At 68.9% G+C, this 15,078-nt stretch carries 13 protein-coding genes and 2 pseudogenes; 9 read left to right on the top strand and 6 right to left on the bottom strand.

The annotated features are described in order from the left end of the window. Positions 1-29 precede the first annotated feature (29 nt). Positions 30-1,010, bottom strand: a complete 981-nt coding sequence (locus ABZ297_RS32415) for a helix-turn-helix transcriptional regulator (protein ID WP_355354096.1) — start codon at positions 1,008-1,010, stop codon at positions 30-32. A 424-nt stretch (positions 1,011-1,434) separates the two neighbouring features. On the opposite strand from ABZ297_RS32415, the gene ABZ297_RS32410 reads away from it, so the two are divergent. The 3 genes and pseudogenes from ABZ297_RS32410 to ABZ297_RS32400 form a co-directional block, all read left to right on the top strand. Further along, positions 1,435-1,641: a hypothetical protein gene (locus ABZ297_RS32410; RefSeq protein WP_355354093.1), complete on the top strand. Its 207-nt coding sequence runs from the start codon at positions 1,435-1,437 to the stop codon at positions 1,639-1,641. A gap of 43 nt (positions 1,642-1,684) precedes the next feature. Continuing rightward, positions 1,685-2,518 (top strand): AfsR/SARP family transcriptional regulator, encoded by an 834-nt coding sequence (locus ABZ297_RS32405; protein ID WP_355354090.1) that lies wholly within the window; start codon positions 1,685-1,687, stop codon positions 2,516-2,518. A 185-nt stretch (positions 2,519-2,703) separates the two neighbouring features. After that, a pseudogene (locus ABZ297_RS32400) lies at positions 2,704-2,829 on the top strand (methionine adenosyltransferase domain-containing protein); the annotation flags it as partial. A 17-nt stretch (positions 2,830-2,846) separates the two neighbouring features. Here ABZ297_RS32400 and ABZ297_RS32395 read toward each other — a convergent pair. After that, positions 2,847-3,461, bottom strand: coding sequence for a helix-turn-helix domain-containing protein (locus ABZ297_RS32395; RefSeq protein WP_355354087.1), 615 nt, complete (start codon positions 3,459-3,461; stop codon positions 2,847-2,849). 104 nt (positions 3,462-3,565) lie between these two features. On the opposite strand from ABZ297_RS32395, the gene ABZ297_RS32390 reads away from it, so the two are divergent. From ABZ297_RS32390 to ABZ297_RS32365, 6 genes and pseudogenes are all read left to right on the top strand, one after another. Next, positions 3,566-4,876 carry an MFS transporter gene (locus ABZ297_RS32390; protein ID WP_355354084.1) on the top strand — a complete coding sequence of 437 codons (1,311 nt, stop codon included), beginning with the start codon at positions 3,566-3,568 and terminating at the stop codon, positions 4,874-4,876. Between the two features lie 68 nt (positions 4,877-4,944). After that, positions 4,945-5,424, top strand: a complete 480-nt coding sequence (locus ABZ297_RS32385; protein WP_355354081.1) for an NUDIX hydrolase — start codon at positions 4,945-4,947, stop codon at positions 5,422-5,424. A 419-nt stretch (positions 5,425-5,843) separates the two neighbouring features. Beyond that, positions 5,844-6,530, top strand: coding sequence for a serpin family protein (locus ABZ297_RS32380; RefSeq protein ID WP_355354078.1), 687 nt, complete (start codon positions 5,844-5,846; stop codon positions 6,528-6,530). A gap of 146 nt (positions 6,531-6,676) precedes the next feature. Further along, on the top strand, positions 6,677-8,131 hold the full coding sequence (locus ABZ297_RS32375) for a M23 family metallopeptidase (RefSeq protein ID WP_355354075.1): 1,455 nt from the start codon (positions 6,677-6,679) through the stop codon (positions 8,129-8,131). Between the two features lie 8 nt (positions 8,132-8,139). Continuing rightward, complete coding sequence (locus ABZ297_RS32370; RefSeq protein WP_355354072.1) at positions 8,140-8,832, top strand: dihydrofolate reductase family protein; 693 nt, start codon at positions 8,140-8,142, stop codon at positions 8,830-8,832. Positions 8,833-8,934: 102 nt separating this feature from the next. After that, positions 8,935-9,131: pseudogene (locus ABZ297_RS32365) on the top strand (short-chain dehydrogenase); the annotation flags it as partial. Between the two features lie 236 nt (positions 9,132-9,367). Here ABZ297_RS32365 and ABZ297_RS32360 read toward each other — a convergent pair. The 4 genes from ABZ297_RS32360 to ABZ297_RS32345 all read right to left on the bottom strand — a co-directional run bounded on the left by ABZ297_RS32360 (position 9,368) and on the right by ABZ297_RS32345 (position 14,595). Continuing rightward, positions 9,368-10,303 (bottom strand): tyrosine recombinase XerC, encoded by a 936-nt coding sequence (locus ABZ297_RS32360; RefSeq protein ID WP_355354069.1) that lies wholly within the window; start codon positions 10,301-10,303, stop codon positions 9,368-9,370. Between the two features lie 917 nt (positions 10,304-11,220). After that, positions 11,221-12,558: a DNA-processing protein DprA gene (dprA, locus tag ABZ297_RS32355; RefSeq protein WP_355354066.1), complete on the bottom strand. Its 1,338-nt coding sequence runs from the start codon at positions 12,556-12,558 to the stop codon at positions 11,221-11,223. A gap of 147 nt (positions 12,559-12,705) precedes the next feature. Continuing rightward, positions 12,706-14,241 carry a YifB family Mg chelatase-like AAA ATPase gene (locus tag ABZ297_RS32350; RefSeq protein WP_355354063.1) on the bottom strand — a complete coding sequence of 512 codons (1,536 nt, stop codon included), beginning with the start codon at positions 14,239-14,241 and terminating at the stop codon, positions 12,706-12,708. Continuing rightward, the gene (locus ABZ297_RS32345; protein WP_355354060.1) at positions 14,242-14,595 is read right to left on the bottom strand and encodes a YraN family protein; all 354 of its coding nucleotides are present in this window, start codon (positions 14,593-14,595) and stop codon (positions 14,242-14,244) included. Between the last annotated feature and the right edge of the window lie 483 nt (positions 14,596-15,078).

The following is a 15,078-nucleotide window of genomic DNA, read 5'->3' as shown; positions in this document are numbered from 1 at the left end:
GCCGCGGCCGTTCGTCGCGCGGCCCGGGGTTACAGCCAGCCGTTGCGTGCGGCCAGGATGCCCGCCTCGAAGCGGCTGCGCGCGTTCAGCCGCTTCATCAGCTCCGACACCAGCCGCCTGATGGTGCGCAGCGACAACCCCAGCTTGCGGCTGATCGACTCGTCGGTGTGACCGTCGGCGAGCAGCAGCAGGATCTCCCTGTCTCTGCTGGACAGCCCCCTGCTGTCGGCCGCCGGCCGCTCGTCCCACGGGGTGGCGACGCTCCAGAACTGCTGGAACAGCACCCGCATCGCCGCGACGGCGCCCTGGCTGCGCAGCTCCAGCGCGCCACGGCGGCCGTTGCCGGGGTCGAGCGGGACCAGCGCCACCTCCGCGTCCACGATGATCATCAGCATGGGCAGCGAGGGCACGGTCCGCGTCTCCGCGCCCATGGACGTGAGCCACCGCACGTACTGCAGGGTTCCCGGGTCGTTGCGGAAACTCTCCTGGTAGATGGTGCGCAGGATGACACCGCGCTCCAGCGCCTGGTGGTTCAGCGGCTTGCCCGCCTCGATGGTGTCGGGCAGCTGCGCCCCTCCCGGCAGGAACGACAGGCACTCGTGCCGGGCGCACTCCGCCAGCTCCTCCAGCCGGTTGCGCACCGCGTCAAGCCCGACGAGCTGGTGGACGAGCTCGGGCGCGTACGCGCCCTTGCCGCTGTAGCGCGAGGCCAGGGTGGCGACCGCGGTGCGGGTCGCCTCGATCTGCCGCTGCCTCGCGGCCAGCTCCAGCTCGCTGCGCGCCAGCAGCGCCGACAGGCCCACCTCCGGGCTGACGGGACGCAGCTGCCCCTGCTCCAGCCGGTCGGGACGGAGCAGGTGCTTGTCGGCGAGATCGTCCAGTGCGGCGCGGATGTCGGCCTCGGACAGGCCCAGATGCGCGGCGAGCTGCTCCGGCCCCCACTCCGGGTGGTCCAGCATGAGCAAGTAGACGGTCTGTGTCTGCGACCTCAACCCCAGCGCTTCCAGCATGTACGAGCTCCCTCACCCCGTGTGGCGCAGCCGTGCAAAGTCCCCGCAACAATAATCGGGCCAAAGCGACCGGGCAACGACAATGCTTTGTCAGCAACAGAACGCTATTCCGTCAACTTCTAGTGCGGCCACCACGCGTCGCCGTGAGCCAGCCATGCGCATTTAGGACGGAAGTCTTTCCCGATCGAAAAGCTCCCGGAGATCGCTTTCCCTGATGGCCGGAAGGTGCCAGGACGGATGGTGACATGAGCATATCCCACCTGGTCAGCGGCGCCTTATCATTCTTCGACACATCACCATAGTGCCCGGCCGGTTGGTGCAACGCCAAAACAATGGCCACCCCTCCGAACAGGCTCCAATAATCAGCTCACCAAGGCGTCCGGTCCGGCGCCAAAGGAACCGCCAATTAGTCAGGAGCAGCACGATGAACACCTTCAGCCGCATCACCTCCAAGAGCATCACCACCCTCCTCGCGGCCGGCGTCTGCGCCGGGGTCATCGCCGCCGCCCGGCTGCTCTGCCACCGCGTCCTCGCCACCTCGTCGTACCTCGACGGCTGGCACGTCCACTCGGTGGGCCTACTCGACTACGAGACCTGGCCCTGCCCGCCGGACGTCCCGCGCCTCCCCTGACACCCGCGCCCCCTCTTCCTCCCTGACAGCAAGGAAAGCCAGCATGCGAATCGAAGTTCTCGGCCCCATGGAAGCATGGGACTCGGGTGTCTCCGTACTGCCGTCCGCCGGCAAGCCGCGGCAGATCCTCGCCCTGCTCGCGCTCAACCACGGCCGGCTCGTGACCTCGGCGACCCTGGCCGAGGAGCTGTGGCACGACAAGGTCCCGCGCAGCGTCAACACCACCCTCCAGACCTACATCCTGCAGCTGCGCAGGAAGCTCGACACCGCGCGCGGTCGCACCGGCAAGCGCACCGGCAAGGACCTGCTCGTCACCCGGCACAGCGGCTACCAGCTCCAGCTCTGCGACGACGAACTCGACACGAGCGAGCACGAGCGGCTGATCAGGGCCGGTGCCCAGGCCGTCGAGGCGCACGACGACGCCCGCGCCTCCACGCTGCTCGCCCAGGCGCTCAGCCTGTGGCGCGGCACACCCCTGGTCGACGTGCCCATCGGTCCCCAGCTCGAACTGGAGGTGATGCGGCTCGAACAGCTCCACCTGTCGGCCGTCGAGATGTGGATCGAAACCGAACTGCGCCTCGGACGCCACCACGGCCTCCTCAGCGAGCTGGCCGTCCTGTGCGCCCAGCATCCGCTGAACGAGACCCTCCAGACGGGCTACATGCTCGCCCTCTATCGCGCCGGACGGCAGTGGCAGGCGCTCGACGTCTACCAGCGGCTGCACACCGTCCTGCGGCGGGAGCTGCGGGTGGAGCCATCCGGCAGGACCCAGCAGCTGATGCGGGCCATCGCCGCCTCCGACCCGGTCCTCGACCACGCGCCCCACCAGATGATCGGCGTCGCCGGCTCCAGCGGCATGTCGAAGAGCTGGAGGTGACAGGTCGGGCCCGCCGCCGTCCCGCCTCGTGCGGGACACGGACGGATCTCGACCGTGGTCCGATGCGCCGCGCACAGGATCTCCTTGCCAGCGCATCCGCGGCGTCTCGACGTCCATCGGCGCCCAGTCGGCCGACATCGACCTGGACGACCTGCTGACCCCCGACCTCGCCGAGCAGGTCGTCACCCGCGGCCATCATCCGCGACCTCGACCTGCTGCGTCCGATCTACTCGCAGACGGCGGCGTACGGCCGCTTCGGGCGCGAGGGCTTCTCCTGGGAGTCCACCGACCGAGCCGAAGCGCGGCGATCCCGCTGCGCCGGGGGCCGTCAGCTCGCGTCGTGGTCCTCGGTGGGCAGGCCGGGCGTCGGACGCTGGGCAGAGAGGAACAGGCTCACCTGGGCCTCGGCGACCCTGGCGCCCTCGGGCGCGTCCTCCGGGCTCCGGTGGCGGGCGACGTACGGCTGAAGCAGCTTGTCGATCTCCTCGCCGAGCCGCTTCATCTCGGCCGCGTCGAGCCTGAGCAGGATGCGGCTGAGGAGGGTGGCGTCCTTCCACTCGTCGGGCTCCCGGTCGCCGACGGCGAGGGCGCGCTCCACCGCCTCGTTGGCGTCCCGGCGGAACGCCCGGATCAGCAGGTCCTTGGCCTCGCGTACGTCCTGCTGATCACCCGGGCGGGACGCGATCGACAGCGACTTGGCCACCGACCTCCACACCCGTTCCCGGCCGTCCCCGCGAGGCGGCGCGTCCTCGACGAACCCGTACTTGGCCAGCATCCGCAGGTGGTAGCTGGCCGCGCTGGGCGTGATGCCGGCGATCTCGGCGACCTCGGTGGCGGTGGCGCTGCCCACGACGCCGAGCTGGTTCAGGATCGTCAAACGCGCCGGATGGGCCAGAGCTCGCATCGCCTTGGGATCACTGAGCGACTCGATGTCCCGCGTCATGCGGTCAAAGGTACCCGGATCAGCCGTGAAGCATTGCCTTCACAACTCTGAAGGGATACCTTCACAGTCGTGAAGCAAACCCTTCACGATTTGGAGTGCCTTTCATGACCGACCCGACGCCCGTCCGGACGACCTCCCATGACGGGACGGAGCCGCCACCCCTCCAGGCCCGTGACGAGACGGAGCCGCCGCCCCTCCGCAAGCAACGCGGCTACCGGTTGCTGTGGACCGCCCGGACGATCTCGGTCACCGGCTCTGAGGTCTCGAAGCTGGCCGTCCCCCTGACGGCGGTCACCCTCCTGAGCGCCTCCCCGGCGCAGATGGGCCTGCTCACGGCGGCGACCTCGGTGCCCGCCCTGCTGTTCGGCCTGCAGTCGGGCGCGCTCGCCGACCGGCTGACCCGCCACCGCCCCCTGATGATCGCCTGCGAACTGGTCTCCTGCGCCGCCGCCGCGACGGTCCCTCTGGCGTGGCTCGCCGGGCTGCTCAGCGTCTCCTGGCTGATCGTCGTCGCGCTGGTGATCGGCTCGGCCGGAGTCCTGTTCCGGGCGGCGAACTTCCCGCACATCGCCGCGATCATCCCCGAGGAGCAGCGCACGCAGGCCATCGCCAGCTTCAACGCCTCCTACTCGGTGGCCTCGGTCAGCGGCCCCAGCCTGGCGGGACTCCTGGTGCAACTCCTGACGGCCCCCTTCGCCGTACTGGCGGAAGCCGTGTCCTTCCTGGGCTCGGCCCTGCTGCTGCGCGCCATCCGCACCCCGGAGCGGCACCAGCCGGCCCCGTCCCGGGGCATGTGGCGGGACGTCGTGGAGGGCCTGCGCGTCAGCGTCACCACCCCCGTCCTCCGCGCGCTGCTCGGAGCGGGCGTCACCATCAACTTCTTCGCCATGGCCTACACGGCCGTCTACATGCTCTACATGGTGAACACCCTCGGCATCCCCAAGGGCCTGATCGGCCTGCTCATCACGCTCGGCGGCGTCGGCGGCCTGCTCGGCGCCTGGATCACCGCCCGCCTGTCACGCCGTTACGGCGAGAGCCGCATCCTGCTCTGGTCGGTCCTGTGCTTCCCGCTGGAGATCCTGGCGGTCGGCCTGCTGGACGGCCCTCTCTGGTGGAAGCTCAGCCTCCTCGCCGTCACCGGCACGATCACGGGCGGCATCGTGGTCGCGTTCGCCACCTGCATGAGCGCGATCATCCTGCGCAGCACCACCCCCGAACTCCGCGGCCGGGTCAACGCCACGACGACCTTCGCGGTGCAGGGCGTCCTGGCACTGGGCGGCCTGACGGGCGGCGTGATGGCGCAGTTCCTCGGGCTGCGTCCGGTCATCCTGATCTGCGCGGCAGGCATCGCGCTGAGCAGCATCTGGATCTGGACCTCCCCCCTGCGTTCCCACAACGGGCCGACCACCACATGACGGGCTTTCTCGGCGGACTCCTCCTGCGATGATCGTTCTTCGTGAAGCATCCTGAAGGAGGGCATGCCATGGCAGAGACGGCCGACGAGTTACCGCTGCTACGGAGACGGCGCGTCGCCGCGTACGGGATGTGCGTGCGGGACGGTCAGGTGCTGCTGGCGCGGGTGACTTCACCCGACGGCGGCGAGCGTCTGTGGACCATGCCCGGCGGCGGGCTGGAACACGGCGAGGACCCCCTTGACGCGATGACCCGGGAAGTGGAGGAGGAGACCGGCTACCAGGTCGAGGCCGAACGCCTGCTAGGCATCGACTCCAGGCGACGTTCCCTCCGCGAACCGGGAGCCAGGATCGACTTCCACGCGCTGCGGGTGGTCTATGCCGTCCGAATAGTGGGCGGCGACCTCCGGCACGAGGTCGGCGGGACGACGGATCAGGCCGCCTGGTTCGACCTGGACGAGGTGTCCAGCCTGAGCCGGGTCGACCTGGTCGACGCCGCCCTCGAACTACACCGCACCACACCCCCGACAGGGCGCATCGCCAGGGAATAGGCCTCCGTCGCCGCTCAGCCTCCGATCCCTGCCCGAAGCCTTGGACACCACCACGCCGGCCGGCCACCACAGCCACAGCCGCACCCGTGGTCGGCGTCGGCGTCGGCGTCTACAAGCGCTCCCGGTCAGGAGCGAGCCGCTTGAGGGTGGGCTGTCGCCGCCTCGGCCGCGACCAGTGACTCCCCGTTCTCGTCTGGCACCCGGATGAATCCGATTGTCTGGGTTGAACCTGAGCTGAGAGCATTCTCGGAACAATCAGGAGGCGGGCGTGCCACAGCGGAGCAGGGGCGGCGGTGGTCACAGCCGCGAACGATCTCACAGCTCGCTGGGCGGCCACTTGCGGTGAAGGCTCTGTCGCCATGGCCGGGCCGAGCGCCTAGGCCGTCCGCACCACGTGGCTCAACCCTTTCAACGAGGACGTGACCGACATCGCGACCGGCCCGTGGGCCGGTCAGGAGATCCGCGCGCTGTGGCGGCTGACCCACGTTCTCGATCGCGTGCAGGTCGCCGACACCCCCGGCGGGCCGCTGACGGTGTTCCAGGTGATGGGGCGCGCGGGCATCGACGTCCTGCTGCTGCTGGGCGAAGAGGGCCGAACCGCCGCCGACGTCCTCACCGCGGGAATCGACGTGCTGGCCCGCCGATTCCACCGCACCCCGGTACACGCCGTGCCGGGCACCCGTCCGGGCCCTGGGATCACAGTCGGCTACACCTACACCTACACGCGCGAAGAGCCCCAGCTCCGGGTGATGGTGCCGCCCTTCACCGTCCGCTCCGACCATGACCTGCTCGCCCACCCACAGGTATTCGGCCTCGACGCCGTCACCGACGCCTTCCGCGGCCACTTCCCCGCGATCAGCGACCAGCCCCTGGCCATCTCGGCCGCTGCGCAAAGCTGCACCGCCAGCTTCCAGGCGGACGGCTTCGAAGCGGCCGCTGTCACCGCCTTCGGCGCCGTGGCGGCGGGTGTCGCTCCCCGCCCTCCCCACCGCACCAAACGGATCAGTGTCGCGTTCGACCGCCCCTTCGGCTTCCTCACCATCGACCGCAGAACCCGCCTCATCCTCACCACGGGCTGGATCGCCGAACCACCGGCCTGGCCCTAAGACCACTCCCGCCTCGTCACCGCCTCCCTCGCGGCGCCCGCCGTCAGGAACGGCGGTACAACCGCCCGATTGTGGATAGCCCGCCGTCGTCCACAGAATGACGTTCGCACGACACACCGCCCTCGCTGCGCTCACAAACTGTCCGCATGAATCACCACTGCCAACCCCACCCAGCGGTGCACGTCACTCCCCCACCCCTGGCGCGAAGGCCCGCACAGGCGCGCGGCACCCGCACACCCCATCACGCCGTCCTGTCATCTCCCGACCCACCCAACTCACGCCATCCACCACGAGACTCCGTCCCAACCCCGCCGACACGTCCCCCTCTCCCCCTGTCGTCGACGAAGCGCCATACCGCTGTGCCGGCCACCCTGCTGACCACCACCTACGGAACCTTGGTCTCCCTCGCCCTCGCCGTCGTCCTGCTGGTCATCGCCGCCGCTCCGGCCGCAGCGCGCCCGGCCTGGCGCTGGCCGCTCGACGGGCGTCCGCAGATCCTCCGCCCCTTCACGCCGCCACCCGAGCCGTGGCTCTCCGGGCACCGCGGCCTGGATCTCGCGGCCGCACCCGCCACACCGGTCCTCTCGGCGGGGCCCGGCGTGGTCCGCTACGCGGGTCCCGTGGGAGGCCGAGGCGTGGTGACGGTCGATCACGCGGGCGGCCTGCGCACCACGTACCTGCCTGTCAAGCCCTCGGTACGGCGCGGCCAACCGATCACGCTAGGAGGCGTGCTGGGGGTGGTCGAGAACATGCCCGGCCACTGTCGGGAGTCCTGCCTGCACTGGGGCCTCCTCCGCGGCCCGCGCTACCTCGACCCTCTGCTCCTGCTCGGCCAAGCCCACATCCGCCTGCTGCCGTATTGGGGCATCACGAGCGCCCCACCCCGTCCCGCGCAGCCGTCGCCGTCCAGCATGTGGCCCCTCACCACGCAACCGTCCGGCCCTTCCTCCCCCAAACCCCCGTCAACCAGCGCCAGCCAGCTCACCTCCCCGGCTCGGAATCCGGTCCGAGCCACGTTCTCAGGCACACCGCCAACGGAACCATCACTCGAGTTCCTGATGCGCTCCGCTTCGACATCCCTGGTGCCGGCCGCCAGCGTGGCCACTCTCCTGGGCGTCCTCTTCCTGATCGCTCTACTGTCACGCAGGCGCACCCCGACGCGCAGGCACACCCGCGCCCGCCGACGCACCCCAACCGTCCCAGCCCCTCGAACGAGTCCGGATGCCGAAGCCCGCACAAACCCCAAGCCATCGCCCGCGAACAGCGCCGCCTCGGAGCCTCACCGAGACACTCAACCCGGCCGCGACACGGGAACCGCGTGGAATACAGAGACCGGAAGGCGCCCGAAACCCGCTGCGAACAAGAGACTCAGCAGCCCACCAGCGGCCGACGCGAACCTGCAGGCCCCTCAGATCACCCGACCCGACAAAGCCCCAGAAACCTGCTCAACCCCCCTGGCGGATGTGACCGTAACGCCAACCCATAGGCATCGCCACCAACCTGACCAGCTCAACCGGGCAACAGACGGCACCTCACCCCAGGACGACTCACCCCGCTCGCGCACGAATGCCAGGGGGCGGCATCGCAGAGAACGGCGCTAACGCAAACCATGCCGTTGATCGCCCCCAAGGCCTCCGGAGACGTGACTGCACGGGAGCACAGCTCCGGTCGGCTGGGTGATCGGCGGCAGGGTGACGCCACGTACCTGCGAGCCCAGTGGGGACAACGCCCAAAAGGGCGACGTCCCCACTCAATCCACCCACTCTCCTTGGCTACGCCCCAGACCTCCACCACGCCCGTACTCGGTGCGCAACGCCAAAAGGGCCACCCGCCTCAGCCCCAGCTCCCAAACGCAGACAGCGTTACCCCCGCAGCCCTGGCCCTTCAGCCCTGGCCACGCCAACACCGCGCCCTCCACCCCACGCTCACGTCAATACCGCCCCGTCGCCCGCGCCCACAGAAGGCGCCGTTTCACCACCCGGTCTTCGTCGTCACCAACCACGCGCGCGAGCCCTGGGCCAGGAGGGGCGGCACTACCTTCACCTTCGTCACTGACGGCGTCGAAAGCGCGCTGGCACAGGCCAGGGCCGCCGCGGGCGACAAGGACGTGCGGATCTCGGGCGGCGCCGGCCTCGTCCGGCAGTACCTCGCGGCGGGCTCGATCGACGAGTTCACCATCCACCTGGCCCCTGTACTGCTCGGCGAGGGCACCCGACTGTTCGACGACCTGCCGGGCGCAGCCAACCTCAAGCTGACGACCGCCGATCGAGTCACCCACCTCGAATACCGCGTCGCGAAGTGACCGGCAACCCCCGATGGCATCCCCATCACCCAGCGACCCGCCGCGCCGAGGTCCCGTAAAAGATGACAGCTCTTGTCGGGTATCGCTACTAGCTTCGGGCGCATGGGCAGCACATTGAAGGGCAAGATCGCGTTGGTCGCCGGGGCTACGCGCGGTGCCGGGCGAGGCATCGCGGTGGAGCTGGGCGCGGCGGGGGGACGGTCTATGTCACGGGACGCAGCACCGGAGAACAGCGCTCGGAGATCGACCGGGCCGAGACCATCGAGCAGACCGCCGAGCTCGTCACAGCGGCCGGCGGTCCGCTAAGACCCGGCCGGCTCATCAGCCTCCGGAGCTTCTCCTGATCAGCTACCGCAGATACTTCCCACCGACATTTCCTGCCCGCGTAGCCATGACCGCATTTCCTACCCGTACAGGCCATGGGCGCTGGCAAACCGTTATCGAGGACACTACGTACCAGGAGTTGATCAGCAGGAAGGGGCGCTACGCGGCCATGTGGCGGCCCTTGCCGAGTCGCGTCCGGGCGCCGGCGCGGTCAAGCTCTGGGGTGCGCTTGACGGTATGCGGATCTGAGGCGCTCGATCGAGACGTGGGTGTAGATCTGTGTGGTGTTGAGGGAGGCGTGGCCGAGGAGTTCCTGGACGCTTCGCAGATCGGCCCCGCCCTCCAAGAGGTGGGTCGCCGCAGTGTGACGCAGCCCGTGCGGGCCCATATCCGAGACGCCCTCCACCTGCGCCAACCGGGCGTGAACGACTCGGCGGACCGTGCCCGCGTCGATTCGCCCGCCTCGTACGCCTAGAAAGAGAGCTGGGCCTGAGCCGTCACGGATCCACAAAGGGCGGCCGTGGACACACCACCTGTCCAGCGCCTGCAACGCGGGGAGGCCGAAGGGCACCGAGCGTTCCTTGCGGCCCTTGCCCAGGACTCTGATGACGTGTCGATCCCGGTCAACGTCGTCGACGTCCAGCGCGCACAACTCACTCACTCGGACGCCTGTCGCGTAGAGGAGCTCCAGGAGCGCTTGGTCACGCAGATCCTTGGGCTCTGCCGTCAATGGCGCGTCGAGGACAGCCTGGGCCTGCCCCTGGTCCAGCACGGAAGGTAGCGGGCGGTGGGACTTGGCGCTGCTGAGAAGCAGGCCTGGATCGTCCGGCAGCCAGCCGCGGCGGTGGCAGTAGGCCGTGAACGTGCGCACGCAGGCAGTCCTGCGTGCCAACGTGGCCCTCGCCTTACCTTCCGCGTGCTGTTCTGCCAGCCACTCCCGCAGTGCTGCGATATCGATCGCCTCGAGTCGTGAATCCAGATGCTCCAGGAGGGCCGCGATGTCGGACAGGTAAGCCCGCTGGGTGTGCGGAGAAAGGTCACGTTCGAATTGCAGATACTTCGCGAACTCCGCTAACACTTCGGCGGCTGGGATACCTTCTGCGGGCGAAACAGAAGGCACACGTCCATGGTCGGTGGATTCATCCACGGAAAGCTCATCGTCCGCCAAAGTTTCGCCCGCCCCGGGGGTCTGGCGTGGCATAGTACCGTCCGCCGCAGGCGCCACGCGCGGCTCGGTCCTGTCCACATCAAGCCCCCGGTGCACCATAATCCTGCCCGTCGCAGGCACCTCGCCGAGAATGGCGCTGCCCGCCGAAGGCGCCCCGCTCGGCTTGGTCCTGTCCGCCGAAGGCTCCCGGCGTGGCACAGTCCTGCCCGATGCAGGAACCTCGCCTGGAGTAGCGCCGTCCGCCATAGGCATCTCGCGTGCAATGAATTCATCCATTACAAAGTTCTCAGAAATTTTGGATTCTCCCGCTTCAGCCTTCTCCGAAATCGGGCTCGCTTCGGACTTTCCAGGAATCACAGGATTGCCGCTTTGGACGTTTCAGGTTCCGCAGGGTCGTCGCCTGCGGACTTCGCAAAGAGCTTGCCATTGGTCGCGTCCATTGCAAGATTCGCCGGGGCCGCAGATTGGTTGACCATAGGTACTTGCGCCAGTTGCTCGTTTGCTGCTGTGGTCTTCCTCGCCGGTTCAGGCATCGACCGCCCGACTATCGCCCGTTCCGCTGTCATTCTTTCGAGACCGTCCGTTCCATCGTCGCTCGATGCGCTGTGACCTTGGCTCACTTGTTGACCATGACCTATCCGATGTCTTCGATCCAACACCACCAGCTCTGCCGTGCCTCGATCCGACGCCGATGAGATTGGGACTGTTGGAGGTGACTGCGATCCTCTGGCGTGAACGGACAGTCGGCCATCTGCGAGCACGGCCGCTTCCCGGCCTGACCAGCCAGGAGTGTCCGCCGAACCGTGAAGTGGCCAGTGAACGCGGGAGACTGCGGGTGCGTGCACGCGAGCTGAGCGTGCGTGTGTCTCGGGTGGACGAAGCGTGGTCGAGGGGCTTTATCGGTAGATGGGGGGCTCGTCGGGGAGGTGGGTCGGGTTGCTCGTGGGTGGTTCCGCATCATCCGGGAGTGAGGCGTTCTGCAGGTGTGGGGTATGGAGGGGAAGCGGGTCTTCTGGTGGGGGTGAGTCGTCGGGTGGTGGGGCTATCGGGTCCGGGAGTCCTTCGGCTTTTTGGTAGGTGGCCGTGAAGGGTCTGCGGATGCGCCAGCCCTTGGGGGCTCGCTCGATGTAGCCGGCCGCCGCGAGGCCTCCCAGTGCGCTGAGGGCGCTGTCGAGGTCTACTCCGGCCGCCACCGCGATCGAGGCTGGGCCCGCGCCGCCCCTGCTGGGCACGGCGTCCAGTACCTTTCTGGTCGTCTCGTTGAGCCTGTCGCGGGGCACTGCGGGGGCTCGGGGGTGGGGGGCGAGGTCGTCGCCCATCACGCCCACCAGCTCGATCATTTCCTCGGGCGAGGTGACGCAGACGGCCTTGCGTTCGCGCAGGAGGCGGTGGCAGCCGGCCGACATGCTCGACGTGACGGGGCCGGGGACCGCGGCCAGGTGACGTTCGAGCGACAGGGCGTGCCCGGCCGTGTTGAGTGCGCCGCTGCGTAGCGCCGCCTCGACGACGACCGTGCCTCTGGACAGGGCGGCGATCAGGCGGTTTCTGATCAGGAAACGGGCTCGGGTGGGATGGACTCCGGGCGGGCATTCGCTGATCACCACGCCCTGCTCATGGACTTCACCGAACAGTTTGTGGTGTCCGATCGGGTAGGAGATGTCGACGCCGCAGGCCAGGACGACAACCGTCGGGGAGTCTCCCACCAGGGCTCCCCTGTGGGCTGCGCCGTCGATGCCGTAGGCGCCGCCTGAGACGACCGTCCAGCCTGCTTCGCTGAGGCCCACACCGAACTCGGCCGCGATGTGCATGCCGTACGCCGTGGCGGCTCGCGCGCCTACTACGGCGACGGAGCGCAGGCAGGAGAAGCGCAGGTCGGCGGTGCCGTGGAGCCACAGGCCGAGAGGCCGCCCTGCGCCCAGTCGGTCGAGCTGGGTGGGCCATTCCGAGGCACCGGGGATGACGAGCCTGGCTCCGGCTTGCGCTCCTGCGGCAAGGTCGGCTGCGGGGTCCGCCGTCGCCAGGCGGACGTGCCAGGTTCTTAGGCGTTTGTCTAGTTCTGACTCGCGTTGGTGTTGTGACTCCTGGCTGAGGAAGGAGGGTGGGAGCCTGTTCGCAAGGACGGCCTCGACCGCTCCAGCCGCGCCGCAGTGGGCCACGAGGCGGCCCATGGAGGTGTCGCCCACGTCGGCGGCGCGCATGAGGGCGGCCCTTGCCTCGTGCTCCGGGGTGCTCATATGACTCCTGAGATTGGTGATAGCTGGGTGGTGGTTGGGACGTGCTGTCTTCGGGCAAGGCGGGGCATCGCGAGGCGGTCGTCATCCGCGTCTCGCGTCGTGGGGACGTTCTGGCGCCTTGGGATTGAGAGGGGGAGGGCAGGGCCGTTACAGGCTGGCTCCTAGCCACAGAGTGAGGGCTGTGGTGGTTTCCTCGTGATCGGGGCGGTCCTTTTCGGCAAGGTCCGCGAGAGTCCAGGCGACTCTGATGACGCGGTCGAGGCCCCGGGCGCTGAGGGAGCCGGAGTCGAGGCAGGCTGTCATCGGTTTCATGGCGGATTCCGGCGGGCGGAGTTCGGCGTGGAGGGTGGACGACGGGATCTCGGCGTTCGTACGCCAGGGAGTGCTCGCCAGGCGCTTCGCGGCTCGCTGGCGGGCTGCCGCGACTCGTTCCGCCACCGTCTTGCTGGACTCCACGAACTGGCGGTCGGCCATGAGTTCACGCCTGGAAGAGCGGGCGACGGTGACCTTCATGTCGATGCGGTCGAGGAGAGGGCCTGAGAGCTTGCCGATGTAGCGTCGCTTGGCTGTGGGTGTGCACTGGCACGGTTCGCCCTTGCCCTGGGGTTGCGCGCAGGGGCACGGGTTGGCTGCGAGAACGAGCATGAACTTCGCCGGGAAGGTGACCGAACCGACCGATCTGGCGACCGTGACCCGGCCGGACTCCAGGGGCTGGCGGAGGGAGTCGAGGACGTGGCGCGGAAACTCGGGAGCTTCGTCCATGAAGAGCACGCCTCTATGGGCCAGGGAGACGGCACCCGGGCGTACGACCGTGCTGCCACCGCCGATGATCGAGGCCGCTGTCGCGGTGTGGTGCGGGCTGACGAACGAGGGCCTGCTCATCATGGGGCAGTCGGGCGGCAGAACTCCTGCCACGGAGTGGATGGCCGTCACTTCGAGAGCGTGGTCCAGTTCGAGGTCGGGCAGGAGCGTGGGAAGACGTTCGGCCAGCAGGGTCTTCCCCGTGCCGGGTGGGCCCAGCATCCAGAGGTTGTGGCCGCCGGCGGCGCACACCTCCAGTGCTCGGCGGGCCATGGGCTGGCCGACCACGTCCGCCAGATCGACGGCCGGGCGAGCGGACGGCTGAGGCGGCTCCGGGAGGTCACCGACACTCAGCTGGGGTGGGCCGTCTCCCCTGCGCAGCCACTCCACCAGCTGGCGTAGATCGGTGACGGGGACGACTCTGACGTCAGGCACCAGGGCTGCTTCCGCCGAGTTCGCGGCCGGGACCACCACCGTGACGTCGCCGTGCCTCGCGGCGCCCAGCACCGAGGGAAGGATGCCGCGTACGGGTCGGAGCCGACCGTCGAGGCCCAGCTCGCCCAGGAAGAACGGCTCGGCGATGCGCTCGGCGGGCACCACGCCGGCGGCGCCGAGGACCGCCACGGCTATGGCCAAGTCGAACTGGCTGCCGCGCTTGGGGAGGCTGGCGGGGAAGAGGCTCACGATGATGCGGGCGTCGGGCCAGGGGTAGTGGCTGTTGACCATGGCTGATCTGACGCGTTCGCGGGCCTCGCTCAGGGCCGTGTCGGGGAGGCCGATGAGGTGGATGCCGGCCAGGCCGTTGCCGACATCCGCCTCCACCTCCACGCTGCGGCCTGTGACGCCGACCAGGGCCACGCTGCGGGTTCGGGCCACCGCCATCTAGATCGCCCCCCTGACGTGGCGCAGGGCGAAGTCGCCGGCGAAGCGCTCCAAGGCGATCACGTCGACCCGGACTGTGGCGAAGGTACGGGGTTGGCCGGCGAGCCACGTGGCTGCCAGCATGCGGAGCCTGGCCAGCTTGGCCGGCCGTACCGACTCCAGGGCTGTGCCGTGGGATCTGCTGGACCGGGTCTTGACCTCCACGACGACCAGGTTGGCGCCGTCTTCGGCGATGATGTCGATCTCGCCGTGGCGACAGCGCCAGTTGCGCTCGATGATGTGCAAGCCCTCGGCTTCGAGGTAGTCGACGGCCAGTTGCTCGCCGTGCTTGCCGAGTTCGTTCTTCGCGGACATGTGCCACCTCCCGCCGATGACGTTCGCCTATGCGGGGTGGGCGGCTTGGGGCCGAACGGGATTCTGTGGATGAGGGGTGCGCGGATGCAAAGGTCTGTGGACGAGCGAGCACACGACATGCGGATGGCCTCGCAGAGGGAGCTGCCGGCGGTGACAGCCCTCGGCGGGGTCCTACTTCGAGAGCAGTGACCGGTTTTGCTCGGGTATGAGCTCCGCCTCGTTCCGGGGTTCGCGAGATGCCACCGAGATGGCGGTGCGGACGAACGCCGCGACTGTTCGTGAGCGGTTGTCCTGCGTGCAGGCGATCACGAACGCGCTGAGCGCGACTGGCGTATGTGTCGTGAGCGGAGCGGCCGGCGCCCATGCGAAGATCCCGAAGGGACCGCGTAGCGGTGGGCGCCTTCTGGATGGCTGCGACTGATCCCCCCGACCGACCAGGCTCTCACCAGCGGCAAGCCCGCCCACCAGATGGGCGCCGTCGCG

Source organism: Nonomuraea sp. NPDC005983, assembly GCF_040614375.1.
Classification (GTDB): Bacteria; Actinomycetota; Actinomycetes; order Streptosporangiales; family Streptosporangiaceae; genus Nonomuraea.
This window is presented reverse-complemented; position numbering and strand designations above follow the sequence as displayed.

What these genes read in the sequence shown, in the direction of transcription:
- ABZ297_RS32415 (WP_355354096.1), bottom strand. Translation starts at nt 1,010, where the DNA reads ATGCTGGAAGCGCTGGGGTTGAGGTCGCAGACACAGACCGTCTACTTG.
- ABZ297_RS32410 (WP_355354093.1), top strand. Translation starts at nt 1,435, where the DNA reads ATGAACACCTTCAGCCGCATCACCTCCAAGAGCATCACCACCCTCCTC.
- ABZ297_RS32405 (WP_355354090.1), top strand. Translation starts at nt 1,685, where the DNA reads ATGCGAATCGAAGTTCTCGGCCCCATGGAAGCATGGGACTCGGGTGTC.
- ABZ297_RS32395 (WP_355354087.1), bottom strand. Translation starts at nt 3,461, where the DNA reads ATGACGCGGGACATCGAGTCGCTCAGTGATCCCAAGGCGATGCGAGCT.
- ABZ297_RS32390 (WP_355354084.1), top strand. Translation starts at nt 3,566, where the DNA reads ATGACCGACCCGACGCCCGTCCGGACGACCTCCCATGACGGGACGGAG.
- ABZ297_RS32385 (WP_355354081.1), top strand. Translation starts at nt 4,945, where the DNA reads ATGGCAGAGACGGCCGACGAGTTACCGCTGCTACGGAGACGGCGCGTC.
- ABZ297_RS32375 (WP_355354075.1), top strand. Translation starts at nt 6,677, where the DNA reads ATGAATCACCACTGCCAACCCCACCCAGCGGTGCACGTCACTCCCCCA.
- ABZ297_RS32370 (WP_355354072.1), top strand. Translation starts at nt 8,140, where the DNA reads ATGCCGTTGATCGCCCCCAAGGCCTCCGGAGACGTGACTGCACGGGAG.
- dprA (WP_355354066.1), bottom strand. Translation starts at nt 12,558, where the DNA reads ATGAGCACCCCGGAGCACGAGGCAAGGGCCGCCCTCATGCGCGCCGCC.
- ABZ297_RS32350 (WP_355354063.1), bottom strand. Translation starts at nt 14,241, where the DNA reads ATGGCGGTGGCCCGAACCCGCAGCGTGGCCCTGGTCGGCGTCACAGGC.
- ABZ297_RS32345 (WP_355354060.1), bottom strand. Translation starts at nt 14,595, where the DNA reads ATGTCCGCGAAGAACGAACTCGGCAAGCACGGCGAGCAACTGGCCGTC.